Genomic DNA, 16,997 nt, shown 5'->3' with positions numbered 1-16,997 from the left:
TCTCTTTTCCTTTCTTATCGTCTCTCAACGGTTATCGTCTCTCAACGCCAAGGACTACCTGCTCGCCGTTAATCTTCCACTCTTTTACGAATCCGGCAGGTTCTGCTTTTTCCACCTGCTCCGCCAGAGTCTCGGCGCCGATGGTGTCCGCGTTTTTAGTGAAAATATCCTCGGCCTTGTCCGTTCCCTGGTAAGTGATCCGGATCTTATCGGTCACTTCAAAATCCGCTTCCTTACGCATGGTCTGTACCTTGCTGATGATCTCGCGTACAAACCCTTCCTTCAGAAGCTCTTCGGTGAGATTGGTGTCCAGGACTACGGTAATGCCATTGTCCGATTCAGACACATAGCCCTCTGCCTGGCTGTTCTCAATAAGCAGGTCCTCCTTAAACAGGGTCACTTCCTGGCCGTTCACCTGAAGCTTCAGGGCGTCTGTAGCGTTCAGCTCATCCATGGCCGCATTTCCGTCAATGGATGCAAGGGCTGCCTTAATTCCCCCTAACAGTTTACCATATTTGGGCCCCACAGTCTTTAACTGTGGTTTAAATATATAGGAAGTAAAGTCGCGGACATCCTGCGTAAATTTAACAGATTTTACATTCAGCTCGTCTTTGACGATCTCCTGATAATACTCCGGCACTTCAAAATCCGCTTTCACATACATCTGGCCGATGGGCTGGCGGTTCTTGATGTTGGCCGTATTTCTGCAGGCGCGTCCCATCACAACCAGCTTCAGTACCTGTGCCATGTTGGCTTCCAGCTCTTTGTCAATGTATTCCTCATGGACAGCCGGGAAGTCGCACAGATGGATACTCTCCGGTGCAGAAGGATCAATGGATCTTACCAGGTTCTGGTAGATCTCCTCTGTCATGAAGGGGATCATGGGCGCTGCCGCCTTGCTGATCTCAACCAGAGCGGTATACAGCGTCATGTAAGCATTGATCTTATCCTGCTCCATGCCTTTTGCCCAGAACCGTTCCCTGCTTCTTCTGACATACCAGTTGCTCATGTCGTCCACAAACTCCTGCAGAGCTCTTGCAGTCTCCGGGATCTTGTAGTCCGCAAGATTCTGATCCACTTCCCGGATCACGGAATTAAGCTTGGATAACAGCCACTTATCCATCACAGGAAGTTTCTCATATTCTAAGGTATATTTTGTAGCGTCAAATTCATCGATATTCGCATACAGCACAAAAAACGCATAGGTATTCCACAGGGTTCCCATAAATTTACGCTGTCCCTCTACCACTGCTTTGCCGTGGAAACGGTTAGGCAACCAGGGCGCGCTGTTCACATAGAAGTACCAGCGGATGGCGTCTGCGCCATAGGTTTCCAGCGCTTCAAACGGATCCACCGCATTTCCCTTGGACTTGCTCATCTTCTGGCCATTCTCATCCTGTACATGGCCAAGCACAATGACGTTCTTATAAGGCGCCTTGTTGAAGATCAGGGTGGAAATCGCCAGCAGGGAGTAGAACCATCCTCTGGTCTGGTCTACCGCCTCGGAGATAAAGTCCGCCGGGAACTGCTGTTCAAAGACTTCCTGATTTTCAAATGGATAATGGTGCTGCGCAAATGGCATGGCTCCGGAGTCGAACCAGCAGTCGATCACCTCCGGCACCCGGTGCATTTCTTTGCCGCACTTGGGACATTTGATGGTCACAGCGTCGATGTAGGGACGGTGCAGTTCGATATCGTCCGGGCAGTTGTCGGACATTTCCTTTAATTCCGCGATGCTTCCAATGGAATGCTGGTGTCCGCACTCGCACTCCCAGATATTCAACGGAGTTCCCCAGTAGCGGTTCCGGCTGATGCCCCAGTCCTGGACATTTTCCAGCCAGTCGCCGAAGCGCCCTTTTCCGATGCTCTCCGGGATCCAGTTGATGGTATTGTTGTTGGCGATCAGGTCGTCCTTTACCTCGGTCATCTTGATGAACCAGGACTCCCGTGCATAGTAGATCAGCGGCGTGTCGCAGCGCCAGCAGTGGGGGTAGCTGTGCTCGAATTTGGGCGCGTCAAAGAGAAGCCCTCTCGCTTCCAGATCCTTTAACACCTCCGGGTCCGCCTTCTTTACAAATAATCCGGCAAACGGGGTGGTTTCGCCCATATTTCCCTTTTCATCTACCAGCTGTACGAAAGGCATGCCGTATTTGCGTCCCACTTTGGCGTCGTCCTCACCAAAGGCCGGGGCGATGTGTACCACGCCGGTACCGTCGGTCAGTGTGACGTAGGTGTCGCAGGTTACGAAAAATGCTTTTTTGTTCTGCCTGTCAGCACATTCCTTCGCGCACTGATACAAAGGCTCGTATTCCTTATATTCCAGGTCTTTTCCTTTGTAAGTCTCCAGCACTTCGTAAGCCGGCTTTCCTTCTTCTGAAAGCTTTCCAAGCACAGTGTCAAGAAGCGCCACTGCCATGTAGTATACATAGCCGTCCGCAGCTTTTACCTTCGCATAATCCTCCTCCGGATTGACGCAAAGACCGATGTTGGAAGGCAGGGTCCATGGCGTGGTGGTCCATGCCAGGAAATAGGCGTCCTCGCCGATCACTTTGAACCGGACGATGGCGGACCGTTCTTTGACATCCTTATAACCCTGCGCCACTTCCTGTGCAGACAGGGGCGTTCCGCAGCGGGGGCAGTAAGGTACGATCTTAAAACCTTTATACAAAAGGCCCTTGTCCCAGATCTTCTTTAATGCCCACCACTCAGATTCGATATAGTCATTGTGGTACGTAACGTATGGATTTTCCATATCCGCCCAGAAACCTACAGTGCCGGAGAAATCCTCCCACATGCCTTTGTATTTCCAGACACTTTCCTTACATTTATTGATGAAAGGCTCCAGACCGTATTCCTCGATCTGATCCTTGCCGTCCAGCCCCAGGGCCTTCTCCACTTCCAGCTCTACCGGCAGTCCGTGGGTATCCCATCCGGCCTTTCTTGGCACTTCATAGCCTTTCATGGTCCGGTATCTGGGAATCATGTCCTTGATGACACGGGTCAGCACATGGCCGATGTGAGGCTTGCCATTGGCGGTCGGCGGACCGTCGTAGAACGTATAGATCTCCCGGCCTTCCCTTTCTTCCATACTTTTTTCAAAAATGTGATGTTCTTCCCAGAATTTCTCGACTTCTTTTTCTCTGTCGACAAAATTCAGGTCTGTGGAAACCTTCTGATACATGATGACCTCCTTTATAATCTGGTTGCCTGTGAAACCGGAGCCAACGCCCCGGTCAGATGATCCGCAGACGCGTCAGGGACGCTTTCTTCGGACTGTATGCAAGGGCCGGGTCCCCGGCTGCCGGCATACAAAAAAGCTTCCGTCCTGCATAGGACGGAAGCTTAAGCTTCTCGTTTTTACACCACCTAAACATACGCTTCATATGTCTTCCCTGTAACGGGGGAACTCCGTCAGCGCTTACTAAGGACGCCCGCCCGTTTCAGCTGCTGCTGCTCGGAAGTGATATTCAGATAGATCTTACTGGTACCGGCATCCCACCGCCGCCGGCTCTCTTGGACGTTCGGATATATCCTACTGTCTTCGTCAAGGCTTTTCTTTTTATGTGCTTTCTTATTATATACAGGAAATCCCCCGGTAGTCAAGGGTTTTTTGGCTTCTCCTCTGTCTTTCTTCCCTGTCTTTTATCTCTTTCCGCGGCGTCTTCTCCTGCGGGTTTTCTGCTTTCTCTTTCTGGTGACTCTTATCAATGCGTAGATGAGGATGACAAGAAGAACCGCAAGCGCCGCCAGCACAACTCCGGACACATTCATCTTCTCTTCGGCAGGCTGTTCTTTCTTTTTCTCCCCGGAAACGTCCTGTACTTTTGCGCCGTGCTCCTCAAAATACCGGTCACTTAGAACAGCTCTTGCCTCTCCCACCGGCTGATCTTCGTAAGTATAGCGGATGGTAGCTTCCCTGCTTCCGCCGCCGTCAGGAAGGATCTCCCGGACCAGATCGTCAAAAGAAGCGTCTTTTGGCAGCAGTACATAACTGTCCTCTGGGTCGCTGCCGCTTTCCGCATCCTCCTCTGCCGGGAGGATTTCTTCTACATTTTTTGAGGTCTCCTCTTCGGCCACAGATACCTTGCGAAAGTTCTGGAACCCATACTCCAGAAGATTTCTGGTGTCCGGATAGACGTTGATGCCGTGGGTTTTTAAGACCACGCAGACCAGCTGCATGCTGCCGTTATCTGCCATGGTAACAAGCGTAGACAGGGCGTCTGAGGTGTAGCCGGTCTTCCCGCCGATGGCGTACGGGTAATAATCAGAATTATCCGGAAGCAGCATCTCGTGGTGCTGCTGGAATACATGCTCCTCCGTAGTGGCTGACGCCGGAATGGTGTACTGCGGAGTCTGGGCGATCCGGAAAAAGTCCGGATACTGAAAAAGCTCCCGGCCGATCAGCGCCATATCTCTGGCACAGGTATAGTGATTCGGGTCATGAAGGCCGTTAGTATTGACAAAATTGGAATTGGTTCCGCCCAGTTCCCGGCAGATCTCATTCATCTGCTGGATAAACCAGTTATAGTCATGGCCGGCATTCACGCCCACGCTCTCTCCCACCGCATAGGCCGCTTCATTTGCAGACGCAAGAAGGGTAGCGTAAAGGGCCTGCTCCAGGGTCAGCTGATTGCCTTCCTTCATGCCAATGGACGCCTCATCCCATTTAAGAAAAGAAACGCTGTTGTGGGAAAAGGTCACAGGATCCTGCAGATTGCCATTTTTCAGCGCCGCCAGCGTGGTCACCAGTTTTGTAATGCTGGCCGGATAGTGGTGGGCGTCAATATTTTTTGCATAAAGGATTGTCCCTGTGCCCACCTCCATAACAATGGCCGCCTCCCCGTAGGTCCCCGGGCCTGCAGGCCAGGCCTCCCAGCCGTTGCTCTGCACTTCCATGGCATACACCTGGTCCAGCTCCTGTTGCAGCTGCTCCTCCGGAGTCAGTTCTTCCCCGGAAGCTGCCGCGTCTGCCGTATCACTGGAACCATCCGGATTCGCCTCCGCATTTTCTACCGGAGACGCCTGTACGGTTACTGCAGGCGAAAAGGAACTGCCCGCCCCCGCGAGTCCCAGAAGAAGGACGCCGGATAAAACCGCAGCCGGCAATCTTCGGTATCTTTCAGGGTGTATTTTCTTTAAAATCTGTCTAAATACGGATGTCTTTTTCATTCTAATTAATCTTCTTCATATAATAAAAACCGTAGGCCGGAATATTTACGCCGATGGGCTGCAGCACTCTGCCGCTTAAAAGCTCAATATATTCCCCGTCTGTCTCGTTGATCCAGGCCGTCTTATCATGCTCGCTGAAGTTAAAGAGTCCCAGGATCTTGTCACCGTCATAATATCTGCCGATACACAACACGCTTTCATCCCAGGTCTCGATGGTCCAGGTATCCGCCTCCGTCATAAATGCTTTCTCGCTTTTGCGGATCTTCTCCAGCTGCTGCAGCCTCTGATATACCCGGCCTTCCACCGTCGTCTCATCCTCTGCATGGGCCGCCAGATCCCAGCGCATGGGGCCTCTGTGGATATAGCGGGAGTCCTCTGCCTTGTTGGGATCTTCCTTATAAGAATAATCATTGACCTGGGCAATCTCATCCCCGCTGTAGAGTACCGGAATCCCGGACTGCATAAACATATAGGCATGAAGCATCACGTCCAGCTGGATGGCCCGCTCCATGGCTTCCATATCCTGCTCAAATCCTGCTTTTTCAATCCCGCACATGGATGCGGTAGTTCCGCAGAACCGGGCGTCTCCGCTGACCGGATCGGAATTGTACAGCTCGCCTCTGCTGTTGCTGTCCCCCGCATACCCCTGGAAATAGTCGTTCAGATATTTCTTGTGGGCGCGCTCGTCAATGCCCTCTGTGCGTAAGGAGGCATAATCCAGGCCCCAGCCGATATCATCGTGACAGCGCAGATAATTCAGGAACACATAATCCTTGGGCAGCGCATTTACAATGTCCAGCTGCTGCTTTAGGAGCCGGACCTTTCTGGTGGCAACCGTATGCCAGGTGGTCGCCATGGTGGTCACATTATAAAGCATGTGGCACTCCGGCTTCTCCACGGTGCCAAAGTAGGGCACTACCTTCTCCGGCTCCATCACCACCTCGCCCAGCAAAAGGATGCCCGGGCAGACGATCTCGGCGATCATCCGCATCATGCGGACAATGGTATGCACCTGGGGAAGATTGCGGCACTGGGTGCCCAGTTCCTTCCAGATGTAAGGAACCGCGTCGATCCTGACAATATCAATGCCACGGTTAGCCAGGTAGAGGAAATTATACATCATTTCATTAAATACCCTGGGGTTCTTGTAATTCAGATCCCATTGATAAGGGTAAAAGCTGGTCATAACAAAATGGCCCGCATCCGGAAGCCAGGTGAAATTGCCCGGCGCTGTTGTCGGGAATACCTGGGGCACGGTCTTTTCATACATGGCCGGGATCGAATAATTATCAAAGAAGAAATACCGGCTCATGTATTCCCCTTCTCCGGCCCGGGCCCGCTTCGCCCACTCGTGGTCCTCCGATGTATGGTTCATGACAAAATCCATGCAGACGTTGATGCCTTTTTTGTGGCAGGCTTTGGTCAGATCCTCCAGATCCTCCATGGAGCCAAGCTTTTCCTGCACCTTGCGGAAGTCCGCCACCGCATAGCCGCCGTCCGAACGACCTTCCACCGTGTCCAGAAACGGCATCAGATGAATATAATTCACATTACTCTTCTCAATATAATCTAGCTTCGACTCCACGCCCTTCATGTTGCCGGCAAAATTATCAATATAGAACATCATGCCCAACATGTCGTTGGTCTTATACCAGCCCGGATGCTTCTCCCGCTCCGCGTCCTGCTCCTTCAGATCCAGGTCGCGTTCCTCATAGAAGCGGTGGAGATTGTCGCACAGCTCCGCAAACATGGAACTGTTATCATAAAGCTCCATGTAAAGCCATTTCAGCTCATCAAAATGACGGCCGAACCGGCGGCTGTAGCAGGCCTCCTCATCCACCGAAAGCTTCCGCTCCTGAGGAGCCGGCTTCTTTTCGATGGCTGCGGACAGAGCCGGAGACACTTGCACCTGCTTCTTAACCGCGCCAGACTGCGCCACCGCTTTATTCTTAGATCTGTTTCTCGATTTCTTCTTACCCATATTCCAAACCTCATTACCTATAAAATTTCCGGTAGACAAAAAAAGTTATCCACATACTTATCCGCCGGGTTATCCACAAGATTGGGAATATTATACACCGAAATGAAAAAGGAAGCAATTGGGGACGGGGGATTTCCAGAAATCCCCCGTCCCCAATTGCTTCCTTTCCTTTTTCATGATAAACTATCTTTACTATTTTTCCACATTTTTTGATAAGTGAGGCACAATTACTATGAATGTCAATCCTGTTGTTGTTAGAAATATTGAAATTGGTTCCGGCATGCCCAAGGTCTGTGTTCCGATTGTAGAAAAAACCCGCGAGGATATTCTTTCCACCGCAAAAGCTATCTGTTCCACAGAAGCTGATCTTGTCGAATGGCGTGCAGATTGGTATGAGGATGTTTCTGCTTTTTCTGAAGTTATAAAAACTGCTGATATGTTACGCAGCATCCTTGGGGAGACTCCTCTTCTTTTTACTTTCCGCACGGCCAGAGAAGGCGGGGAGAAGGAACTTTCTCTGGAATCTTATGCCACCTTATTAGAAAGTGTTGCTAAAACCGGCTTTGTAGATCTTATCGATGTGGAAGTTTTTTCTGGTGATGATGCCGTAAAAAATATTATTCAGACGGCTCATGCTCATGGCGTAAAAGTCATTGCATCCAATCATGACTTTACGGGAACTCCTGCACGCGAAGAGTTAATTGCGCGGCTTTGTAACATGCAGGATCTGGGCGCGGACATTCTCAAAATCGCTGTAATGCCGCAAAAAAGATCTGATGTCCTTACTCTTCTTAGTGTAACAGAAGAAATGTCCTCCCTGCATACCAGCCGTCCTGTTATTACTATGTCCATGGGCAGGGCCGGTGCGCTCAGCCGCCTGTGCGGCGAGGTCTTTGGCTCTGCTGTCACTTTCGCCTCCTTTGGTAAGGTTTCTGCCCCCGGGCAGATTGCCATCGAGGATTTAAAAGCGGGGCTGCTCCTTCTTCATAAATATCTGTAACTACCTATACGGCCCTTTTTATCTTGACATCCCCGCTCCTTCTTTTTATGATATTGAATACAGACAGCGGGCCTGTACCGGGAAACCTTCTATCCTCCGCTGCAACTTCACCTTTGCGGGATCTTCTTGTACCCCCGTGTTTTTCTATTTTCTTGTAATTCTTTCCCGTCTCGGGAAACATTCCAGAAATGTAACTTTAAATGTAACTTTTCAACAATGCTTTATTTTCCGTTGTCTGTACCCCTCTTTTTTGCTATAGTGAAGATAGAAAAGTTTCTCTGTATGGGCGGACAGAAAGGCGCCCTATGGATAAACGAAACCAGACCGAGGACAAGGTCCTCAAAAGAGCCGCAAAGTGTTTTGCCGATGAGCTGCTCCGCTACTTTAACATCACCGGTACCGTATCGGGGATCGCCCCCACGGAATCCATTCATCTGGAACTTCACCGGATGTACGAAGACTTTAATCTGATCATGGGTGACGGGTCCTGGATCCATTTTGAATTCCAGAGCAGCGACGGCGGCGTGGCTGACTTAAGACGCTTCCGCACTTACGAAGCCGTCACCAGCCAGCAGTACGGCGTGCCGGTAACTACTTACGTGCTTTACTCCGGACAGATCCGGCAGCCAAAGACCGAGCTCACCGAAGGGCTCAACACCTACCGCATCCACCCCATTCTCATGTCGGACCAGGATGCGAACGACTTATTCGAAAATCTGCAGCGTAAGAAGGACTGCGGGGAATCGCTTACAAAAGAGGATCTGGTGCCCCTGACGCTTAGTCTCCTCATGGGTGGATCGATGCCCATGACGGACCGGGTCACCCAAACATTTCGCTATCTCCAGGAAGAACCGCTGGAGAAGGAAGATCAAAGAAACTTAGAGGCACTTACTTACGCTCTGGCTACAAAGTTTCTTGACCAGAGCGCCATGAAAAAGTTGGAAGGAATGATCAAAATGACAGAATTAGGACAGATGTTGTATAACGACGGACTGGCTGATGGAATTCGCCAAGGCCTTTCTCAAGGTATTTCGCAGGGCATCCTTTCTATTGCCCGTAATCTCCTGGGCAGTGTTTCAGATGAATTTATCATCGAGAAAACCGGCATCACCCCGGAGCAGCTTCAGGAGCTTAAGGAAGAAAAGGCTTCAGCCGATAAGAGCCCGTAAAACAATTCTTCTCTAACCACCAGGAGCCAGATCATCCCAACATGATCTGGCTCCTCTTTTATGGTTCTCCATCTTTTCTTTTACTTTCTTGCCATCTCAGCCATGGCCTCTGCCACCAGCTTAATGGACTGCATCAGTTTTTCTATCTCTATCGCTTCGTTGGGCTGATGTACCACGTCAGGATCACCCGGGAAAATCGGGCCAAAGGCTACCATGTTTTTGAACATCTTGGCATAGGTTCCGCCGCCGATCGCTTTGGGCTGTGCGTCCATCTGCCCGGTTCCCTCCCTATATACCTTCATCAGTTTCTGCACCAGTTCGGAATCCTTCGGCACATAGAGCATATCCGTATGATCGATGGAAAGGATCTCAAGACCTGCTTCTCCAAACTGTTTTTCCAGCGTCGCCTGCACTTCTTCTTTCTTTCCATTTTTCGGATAGCGGATATCCAGGACGAAATGAATATCTTTCTCGGTTCCTTCGATTACGCCTAAGTTTACTGTTGTCTCGCCGGTTTCTTCATCCTGATAGCAGATGCCAAGACCCTTGCCGTTGGTCTCGTGTCCGATGTGGGTTCTGAGGAAATCAAACACTTTCTGGTAGTCGCCGCCGATCTCCAGGTCCTTTACCGCGTCCAGAAGAAGGCTGATGCCGTTGACTCCAAGCGCCGGTGTGCTTCCGTGTGCGCTGACGCCTTCCGATACCAGAACCGTATTGCCATTTTCTTTTGTTACAGTCACGCCCTTTGCTTCCGGGATCTCATGCTCGCCTTCCAGAACCAGGCGGCAGTGAAGGGGCACGATATTATGGACGGTTCCTCCCTGGAACTCCAGCACCTTGATGGCTCCCTGCGCCGGGTTTTTGCAGCCGGCTGTGACGTTGGTCATGCCTTTTTCAAAGAAGATCAGCGGAAATTCTGCGTCCGGCGTGATTCCCATTACCGGCTGCTCCTCGCCTTTTTCTACATAATACTGAATACAGCTGCTGCCTCTCTCTTCATTGGTTCCGAAAATGACGCGGATCCGGCGGTCAATGGGAAGATCCAGGTCCCGGATTGCCTTCAGCGCATAGATCGCCCCGATGGTCGGGCCTTTGTCGTCTACTACACCTCTTCCATACATGACGCCATCGTGAATCTCGCCGCCAAAGGGCGGATATTTCCAGTCATCGCCGGTGGGAACCACATCCATGTGCCCCAGAACAGCCACCATCTCTTCGCCTTCTCCATACTCCACATACCCGGCGTGGTTATCCACGTTGCCGGTACGAAAGCCCAGCTCCTCGCCCAGGTGAAGGGCAAAGTCCAGAGCCGCTTTCGGGCCTGGGCCGTAAGGCGCATTCTCCTCTGCTTCCGTTGCTACGCTGTCGATCTGCACGCTTTTCTGGATCCCTTCCAGGATCTCGTCTTTCATCTCGTCCAGTCTCTCACTTAATCTGCTTTGACTCATTTTTCTCTCTCCTTTTATGTAAATATATTAAGCGCGTAAATATTAATGTTTCTTTGCAAGCTTTATTCTCCTACTATGTCAACTATATCAACAAACGCCTGGGCATTTTCCAGATTCGGCGTATTTTTTACGATACAGATATAAACAGGCTCATATTCGATGCCGGCTTTTTCCTGCAGCCACTGATTATCTGTCACGACAGCTGCCTCTTCCAGCACGTCGCCTTCATATTGCCGGTAAAAGCTTTCCGGACAGATGACCACATCTGCTGACTCTGTTCCGATCAAAGTAGAAAATGCAGCCTCCCCCTGATATGCGCCGGAGGTAATATTTCCATTTACCCGGACGGTCTGATTGTCCTTCTTTGCTCCCAGAGATTCCCGCAGTTCTTCGGACAGTTCTTCATAATCGTTTGCGGTACTGTCGATCAGCACCAGGTTCAAAAGGATTTCCTCATTCATCCCCCGGTACATAGTCACTCCCAGATAGATTGCCGCGATCACAGCAACGGGGATCAACAGCCAGGTCTTATAGTACATCCAGAGATATTCCAGCTTTTCTTTTCCTGTCATCTGGCCCAGCTTTTCTTTTTCGAAGGCTTTCCGCTCTTCTTTTGTCATGGTTTCTTCGTAACGTCTGTCCAGCATGTCATGCTTCCCTTCCTTCACAGATTTTTCATAATCATTCCCCCGCCCGTTTCTTGATTTTAACCCTCATATTCAGTATACTGTTTTTATGACCAGACAGGCGTTTTTCACGTCTATACGATATGGAGGCATATATTTATGAGCAATTTTTTGAATCCTGAAAATTCCGTGATGCAGTTCCTCGCCAGGGTCTGCGACTATCTGATCTTAAATGTGGTATTCATTTTAAGCTGCATTCCCATTTTTACAGTGGGCGCCGCGCTTTCAGCGCTATACACGGTCAGCTTTAAGATGATCCGTAAAGAGGACGGATATGTCCTCAAGAGATATTTTAAAGCATTCTGCGCAAATTTCAAGCAGGGAACCATTCTTTGGCTCATCTGTCTCATCCTTTTCTTCTTTCTGCAGTATGACGGACTGATCATCGGTTCTATGGGCGGAAGCATGGGACAGATCCTAAGCATCCTGTTCTACACCATCATTCTGGTGCTGGCCGCTATGTTTCTCTATCTCTGGCCCATCCTGGCCTACTTTGTATGCACCACGAAGCAGGTGATGAAAAATGCGCTGTACATGTGTCTGGGTCACCTTCCCTGGACCGCGCTTCTCCTCCTGTACTTCGGACTTGTGTGGTTCATCATGACCCGCAGCACCCTGACTCTGGGAATCGTGATGGCAGTCAGCATGGCAGGCGGCTTTTCCCTGACCGCCTGGATCACGGGAAAGATCTTCCTCAAGATCTTTGCCAGATATCAGCCGGAAACCTCACAGACTGAGGAGCAACAAGAGTAGCCCCTTTTTTCGGAATCGTCGCAATCGTCGTGCGACGATTTCTTTTTTCGTTGCAAATCGTTTGCGACGAAAATCTCTAATTATCCGTCGAGACATTTCGAATATATTTCGTTCCTCTTCCGGCGCCTGTCTTCTGGATGAAACCTTTTTCTATCATTCCATTCAGTATTCGAAGCAAAGTGTCTTTCTTTATTCCTGTGTTTCTCTCTATCTGTACCCTGGTCATTTCTTTTTGCCCCTGCATCTGCCTCCAGACAACCGCTTCCATCTCTGTAAATTTGCCCAGTTCTTCCATCACCGGCAAGACCACTTTAATAGAGTTCTCAAACACTTTATAACCTGGTTTTTTGATAGAATTCCGATACAAATGGTTAATTCTCAGAATCCCTGTCCCAAATTTTTCAATATATTTTAACCGGAAGAAAACATTTCCTATGATCGGATTTCGTAAAATGGATATCTGACCATTCACGTACTCATCCGCGCTTAGTTCCGCCGGAAGACCTCCGGGTGAACTGATCTCAATCCGGTCTTCAAACATACTTACTTTGATAGATGCTTTTACATCCCATGCCCGGTGGACCAGCGCATTGGCAATTGCCTCCCTGTAGGCTTTCTCCGGAATCTTCTCGATCGTTCTTCTTTCCACGCCTTCTATTTTTTCATATTGATAATATTTCCGGTACATTCCCATACTCTTCTCAAGCTGAATCAACAGCGACACCTGTTCTACAGATTCCCTGTCCATGATCTCATCAATATCTTTTCCGAACCGGATCATATCTACGCCTTTAAAATCATTTCTGTCTGCAAGAAGCGCCGCCGCGTTATTATAACCTTTTCTTTCAGAATATAGTTCCAGCGTCTTCAAAATATCCTTATCCAGCTTCTCCACTTCCAAAACCCGGACTAACTCTTCCTCTAGTCTGGAAAATGTAAGTTCTTGCCGGAGCGCCGGCAATTCTTCAAAAGACTGCCCCTGCCCTTCTAAGATTAATCTGCTGTATTCCAGCCTGTCGACTTCTATCGTTGCCATATCATTTCTTTTATAGGCTTTTCCCTTATACATATAAGGCTTATACATTCCTTCAAAAACTGTTAAAGAAATGATATCCCCTTCCTGGATTTCCAGGGCATATTCCGGTACCGGCCTGATACTGTCGTTGATTTTATTTTCCAGATTTAATTTTGCTTCCACCGGATCCTGGATTCCCAGAATCTCGCCATCATCTGAAATTCCAAAAAGAATTTTTCCTCCTCCATAATTTGCATACGCACTAACCGTTTTCAAAAATGTATTGGAATTAATCGTTTCTTTATATTCTAACCGTTTGTTTTCCCCCATTTTATTCACCTCCTGCTTCCAGTATAAAATCATCGCAAACAATTTGCAACGATTTCTTTTTTTCGTTGCTGATTATTTGCGACGATTCTTTTTTCGTTGCAGATTTGTTTACATCGAAAAATACCGTGTTATCTTTTCACCATCCTGGAAAATAAAATAGGGTCTGTCTCCAATCATTTCTGCGGAAATACTATCCGATTGGCCAACTTCTCCGCAAACCAGAAGAATATCTTCTTCCGGCAATGCAAAAATCGTACGCTTCCATATATTATCGGTAAAAATTTTTTAAGATAATGGAAACGGCTAAATCCACATTTTCCTCTTATCCCCTCTCCGTCACAATCTCCCTTATGATCGACTCGATATCCTGTCCCTGGATACTGATATCCAAAATCTGGCAGGCCCGGCTTACCTGGTCCACCACCGCCATTGCGTCTACTTTTTGGATCTCACACTCCAGCACCAGGCTGTAAGGCGTCTTGTCCAGGATTGTAACCCCGTCCATGGTAAACTGATCTGTTTCCATCCACGGATTCTGATCCATCTCAAAACGGATCTGTTTCTTGCTCTGATAATTTTTCTGGATTTTCTGGATCCCGTCATCCACCACCACTTCCCCGTGATTGATCAGAATGATCCTCTTACAAAGGGATTCGATATCCTGGAAATCATGGGAGGTCACGATAAAGGTGGTATGCCGTTCCTCATTCATCTGGCGGATGAATTCCCGGATCCGGAGTTTAGACTCGCTGTCCAGGCCGATGGTCGGCTCATCCAGATAGACGATCTCCGGGTCGTGCAGAAAGGCCGCCGCAATGTTGCAGCGCATCTTCTGTCCCAGAGACAGCTGCCGTTCCGGCACTCCCAGAAGCTGCCGGATCCCGATGATATCTGCAAATTCTTCCAGATTCTCCTGAAAACGCTTCTCCGGGATCTCGTAGAGTTTCTGCAGCACTTTATAGGACTCGATGATCGGCACGTCCCACCAGAGCACCGACCGGTTGCCAAAGACGATGCCCGTCTTTTTATTGATCTTCTGCCGGTTCTTCGTAGGCTCCAGCCCACCCACCAGCACCTTCCCGGAGGTCGGCGTCAGCACTCCGGACAGCATCTTGATGGTCGTGGACTTGCCACAGCCGTTGGGCCCCACATATCCCACAGCCTCTCCTTTTTCAATGCCGAAATTAATGTCATTGACCGCCCGAAGGATCTCATACTTTGGCCGGAACATCTGGCCTACTGCAGCCAGCATATTCTCCGGATTCTTTTTTCTCTTATATTCTTTTACCAGATGTGAAACTTCAATCTGCATGATCTTCTCCTCTCTTACGTCCCTGTACTGTTGTATCCTTTTAGCCCCGCTCTCCACACCAGAAATGCAAGGAAGACCACGAACACTCCCACTGCCGGAAGCATCAGTTCCACCGGCAGAGTCGTCTTCCCGAGCAGGGCCATGGCCGGATAGTAAGCCACGAACCCCAGCGGCAGCAGAAAGGTAAAAAGCCCCTGGATCGCCGCCGGAAAGACGTTCAAAGGATATTTCACAAACTCCCGGCAGGTCTGCACCAGCACTGCAATATCCTCCCCCTGGACGATCCAGAAATTCAGGAAATTAAAGATAGCATAAATGCCGGAATTTACCATAGTTCCAAAGATTATATATTCCACCAGGATCAGCGCCTCATACAGACCCACCTGGAGATGCAGCTGCAGGGCCGCCCACACAAAGATCCCCACATAAATGATCAGGGATAAAACCGCCTGAAAATGGGTGACCTGTCCCAGCACCTGCAAAAACACCGGCGCCGGACGGGTCAGAAATACATCCAGCTCTCCGCGCCGCATCATGTGATCCATGCCCCACACATTGTCAAAAAATGCCTGGCCAATAGCCTCGATCACTGCACACATGGAAAACAAAATGCAGACTTCGTAAACATTCCAGTTTCCCATGCCGCCTGTCACTCCTACGATCGCCAGGATTCCCACAAACCCGGAAGCCTCCCGCACCAACATGGAGATCAGCAGGATCACCGTATCCGCCGGATACTGAGTCATCGTAAGAAATCCGACCCGCAGGTAGGCCCGCCACAGCTGCAGGCAATAACTCACTCTCTTCATCTTCGTTATCCTCCCTGCACCACGACTTTTTTAATCGCTTTCTGGTAAAAGGCCATTACCAGCACGCCCAGCAGTACGCACCATACCACCTGCAGGCCGATAAAGGACACCGCCTCCTGGATGGAATATTTTCCAAGATAGGTGTAGACCGGCACGGTCACCATCCCCGCAAAGGGCAGGTAGTCCAGGACTCTCGCCACACTCTCCGGAAAAAGGAAGAGAGGCACCACGCCGCCCGACAGGATGGATAAAAGGGCGCTCTTGGTAAATGCAAGGCCATAGGTATTCAGGGTGAAGAAGGACACTATTCCCACCGCCACCTCGATCCAGAAGAGAATCCCGATGGATACCAGCACGCTGACAAAAAACAGCAGAAATTCCACTACTCCCGCCGGTCCGCAGCCGCCCAAGAGCAGCGTTCCCAGGATCCCGATGGGGATGCCCTTAAACAACAGGAAGAAGAAAAATTCTCCCAGCCGTTTCCCGAACAGATTAAACGCCAGATGGATCGGACGCAGAAGCTCCACCACAATATTTCCCTTATAGACCCATTCCGCGAACTCTTTGTTGATTCCGCCCGAAAACTGGGAGGAAAGCGTCCGGGAAAGAACCACATAAGTGGTCATCTGCACCGCGGTAAATCCATGCAGCTCCTCTCTGGACATAAACACATATTTCCAGAGGAAGTAGTAGATCAAAATTGACACCGCCGTACCGAATATATTAAACCAGAATGCCTTAATATAGGCGAATTTCGTCTGAAACGCCACGCGGATCAGACAGTAAAGTTTCTCCATTGCCTTACCCCCTTCAAGTTGTCATTTCATAGTCATAGCAGGCAGAGACCCGTTATAAAAACAGCCCCAGAGATTTGATCCTCTGGGGCCATACCTTCATATTGGTTTATTTTAACCTTTAATACCGGATTGTGCAACACCTTCGATAAACTGTTTCTGGAAGATGAAGAACAGTACGATCAGCGGCAGCACCGCCATAACGGCGCCGGCCATCTGCATCGGATACTGGGTCGTGTACTGTCCGCGCAGTGTGGAAAGTGCAGGACCAAGTGTCATCTTGTCTGTAGAAGTGTTGACGATCAGTGGCCACATAAAGTCATTCCATGCGAACTTCGCAGTGAAGATCACCAGGGCCACGATACCCGGTTTTACCAGCGGCAGCATGATCCGTCCAAAGATCTGATAGCGGCTGCATCCGTCCAGAACCGCCGCCTCTTCCAGTTCTTTGGAAGCGACATAAAGAACTGGCGCAGCAGGAAGGTTCCGAATGCACTGAACAGGTTTGGAAGGAACAGCGCCGGGATGGTA

Annotated in this window: 13 protein-coding genes and 1 pseudogene; 3 read left to right on the top strand and 11 right to left on the bottom strand. The window is 49.7% G+C overall.

Translation table 11 applies throughout. The annotated features are described in order from the left end of the window. Positions 1–31 precede the first annotated feature (31 nt). The 4 genes from ileS to ABGT54_RS11030 all read right to left on the bottom strand — a co-directional run bounded on the left by ileS (position 32) and on the right by ABGT54_RS11030 (position 7,150). Entirely contained in the window at positions 32–3,181 is a 3,150-nt protein-coding gene (gene ileS / locus ABGT54_RS11045) for an isoleucine--tRNA ligase (RefSeq protein WP_346664133.1), read from the bottom strand. A gap of 52 nt (positions 3,182–3,233) precedes the next feature. Next, positions 3,234–3,383 (bottom strand): hypothetical protein, encoded by a 150-nt coding sequence (locus tag ABGT54_RS11040; RefSeq protein WP_346664132.1) that lies wholly within the window; start codon positions 3,381–3,383, stop codon positions 3,234–3,236. A 259-nt stretch (positions 3,384–3,642) separates the two neighbouring features. Beyond that, entirely contained in the window at positions 3,643–5,106 is a 1,464-nt protein-coding gene (locus tag ABGT54_RS11035) for a D-alanyl-D-alanine carboxypeptidase family protein (RefSeq protein ID WP_346664131.1), read from the bottom strand. A 64-nt stretch (positions 5,107–5,170) separates the two neighbouring features. Further along, a complete protein-coding gene (locus tag ABGT54_RS11030) occupies positions 5,171–7,150 on the bottom strand; it encodes an amylosucrase (protein ID WP_346664130.1) in 1,980 nt (659 codons plus the stop codon). A gap of 232 nt (positions 7,151–7,382) precedes the next feature. Here ABGT54_RS11030 and aroD point away from each other — a divergent pair, with 232 nt between their 5' ends. Further along, positions 7,383–8,150 carry a type I 3-dehydroquinate dehydratase gene (aroD, locus tag ABGT54_RS11025; protein ID WP_346664129.1) on the top strand — a complete coding sequence of 256 codons (768 nt, stop codon included), beginning with the start codon at positions 7,383–7,385 and terminating at the stop codon, positions 8,148–8,150. 305 nt (positions 8,151–8,455) lie between these two features. Continuing rightward, on the top strand, positions 8,456–9,319 hold the full coding sequence (locus ABGT54_RS11020; RefSeq protein WP_346664128.1) for a hypothetical protein: 864 nt from the start codon (positions 8,456–8,458) through the stop codon (positions 9,317–9,319). An 80-nt stretch (positions 9,320–9,399) separates the two neighbouring features. On the opposite strand, the gene pepV is transcribed toward ABGT54_RS11020, so the two are convergent. After that, entirely contained in the window at positions 9,400–10,767 is a 1,368-nt protein-coding gene (gene pepV / locus ABGT54_RS11015) for a dipeptidase PepV (protein WP_346664127.1), read from the bottom strand. Positions 10,768–10,829: 62 nt separating this feature from the next. After that, complete coding sequence (locus tag ABGT54_RS11010; RefSeq protein ID WP_346664126.1) at positions 10,830–11,414, bottom strand: hypothetical protein; 585 nt, start codon at positions 11,412–11,414, stop codon at positions 10,830–10,832. A gap of 138 nt (positions 11,415–11,552) precedes the next feature. Here ABGT54_RS11010 and ABGT54_RS11005 point away from each other — a divergent pair, with 138 nt between their 5' ends. Continuing rightward, positions 11,553–12,206 carry a DUF624 domain-containing protein gene (locus tag ABGT54_RS11005; protein WP_346664125.1) on the top strand — a complete coding sequence of 218 codons (654 nt, stop codon included), beginning with the start codon at positions 11,553–11,555 and terminating at the stop codon, positions 12,204–12,206. Positions 12,207–12,282: 76 nt separating this feature from the next. Here the strand turns inward: ABGT54_RS11005 and ABGT54_RS11000 are convergent, their stop codons facing one another. The 5 genes and pseudogenes from ABGT54_RS11000 to ABGT54_RS10980 form a co-directional block, all read right to left on the bottom strand. After that, the gene (locus ABGT54_RS11000; RefSeq protein ID WP_346664124.1) at positions 12,283–13,551 is read right to left on the bottom strand and encodes an RNA-binding domain-containing protein; all 1,269 of its coding nucleotides are present in this window, start codon (positions 13,549–13,551) and stop codon (positions 12,283–12,285) included. A 322-nt stretch (positions 13,552–13,873) separates the two neighbouring features. Continuing rightward, on the bottom strand, positions 13,874–14,863 hold the full coding sequence (locus tag ABGT54_RS10995) for an ATP-binding cassette domain-containing protein (RefSeq protein WP_346664123.1): 990 nt from the start codon (positions 14,861–14,863) through the stop codon (positions 13,874–13,876). 14 nt (positions 14,864–14,877) lie between these two features. Next, positions 14,878–15,672, bottom strand: coding sequence for an ABC-2 family transporter protein (locus tag ABGT54_RS10990; protein ID WP_346664122.1), 795 nt, complete (start codon positions 15,670–15,672; stop codon positions 14,878–14,880). Between the two features lie 5 nt (positions 15,673–15,677). Then, positions 15,678–16,469, bottom strand: a complete 792-nt coding sequence (locus ABGT54_RS10985) for an ABC-2 family transporter protein (RefSeq protein WP_346664121.1) — start codon at positions 16,467–16,469, stop codon at positions 15,678–15,680. Positions 16,470–16,580: 111 nt separating this feature from the next. Further along, a pseudogene (locus tag ABGT54_RS10980) lies at positions 16,581–16,997 on the bottom strand (carbohydrate ABC transporter permease); the annotation flags it as partial.

This window comes from uncultured Merdimonas sp. (assembly GCF_963929015.1).
GTDB lineage: Bacteria > Bacillota > Clostridia > Lachnospirales > Lachnospiraceae > Merdimonas.
Note: the sequence above shows the minus strand (reverse complement) of the source record. Positions and strands in the feature narration are given on the sequence as shown.

Excerpts from the sequence above, each read along its gene's own strand:
- ileS (WP_346664133.1), bottom strand. The coding sequence starts at position 3,181 with ATGTATCAGAAGGTTTCCACAGACCTGAATTTTGTCGACAGAGAAAAA.
- ABGT54_RS11030 (WP_346664130.1), bottom strand. The coding sequence starts at position 7,150 with ATGGGTAAGAAGAAATCGAGAAACAGATCTAAGAATAAAGCGGTGGCG.
- ABGT54_RS11020 (WP_346664128.1), top strand. The coding sequence starts at position 8,456 with ATGGATAAACGAAACCAGACCGAGGACAAGGTCCTCAAAAGAGCCGCA.
- aroD (WP_346664129.1), top strand. The coding sequence starts at position 7,383 with ATGAATGTCAATCCTGTTGTTGTTAGAAATATTGAAATTGGTTCCGGC.
- ABGT54_RS11010 (WP_346664126.1), bottom strand. The coding sequence starts at position 11,414 with ATGCTGGACAGACGTTACGAAGAAACCATGACAAAAGAAGAGCGGAAA.
- ABGT54_RS10990 (WP_346664122.1), bottom strand. The coding sequence starts at position 15,672 with ATGAAGAGAGTGAGTTATTGCCTGCAGCTGTGGCGGGCCTACCTGCGG.
- ABGT54_RS11040 (WP_346664132.1), bottom strand. The coding sequence starts at position 3,383 with ATGAAGCGTATGTTTAGGTGGTGTAAAAACGAGAAGCTTAAGCTTCCG.
- ABGT54_RS11005 (WP_346664125.1), top strand. The coding sequence starts at position 11,553 with ATGAGCAATTTTTTGAATCCTGAAAATTCCGTGATGCAGTTCCTCGCC.
- ABGT54_RS11000 (WP_346664124.1), bottom strand. The coding sequence starts at position 13,551 with ATGGGGGAAAACAAACGGTTAGAATATAAAGAAACGATTAATTCCAAT.
- pepV (WP_346664127.1), bottom strand. The coding sequence starts at position 10,767 with ATGAGTCAAAGCAGATTAAGTGAGAGACTGGACGAGATGAAAGACGAG.
- ABGT54_RS10985 (WP_346664121.1), bottom strand. The coding sequence starts at position 16,469 with ATGGAGAAACTTTACTGTCTGATCCGCGTGGCGTTTCAGACGAAATTC.
- ABGT54_RS10995 (WP_346664123.1), bottom strand. The coding sequence starts at position 14,863 with ATGCAGATTGAAGTTTCACATCTGGTAAAAGAATATAAGAGAAAAAAG.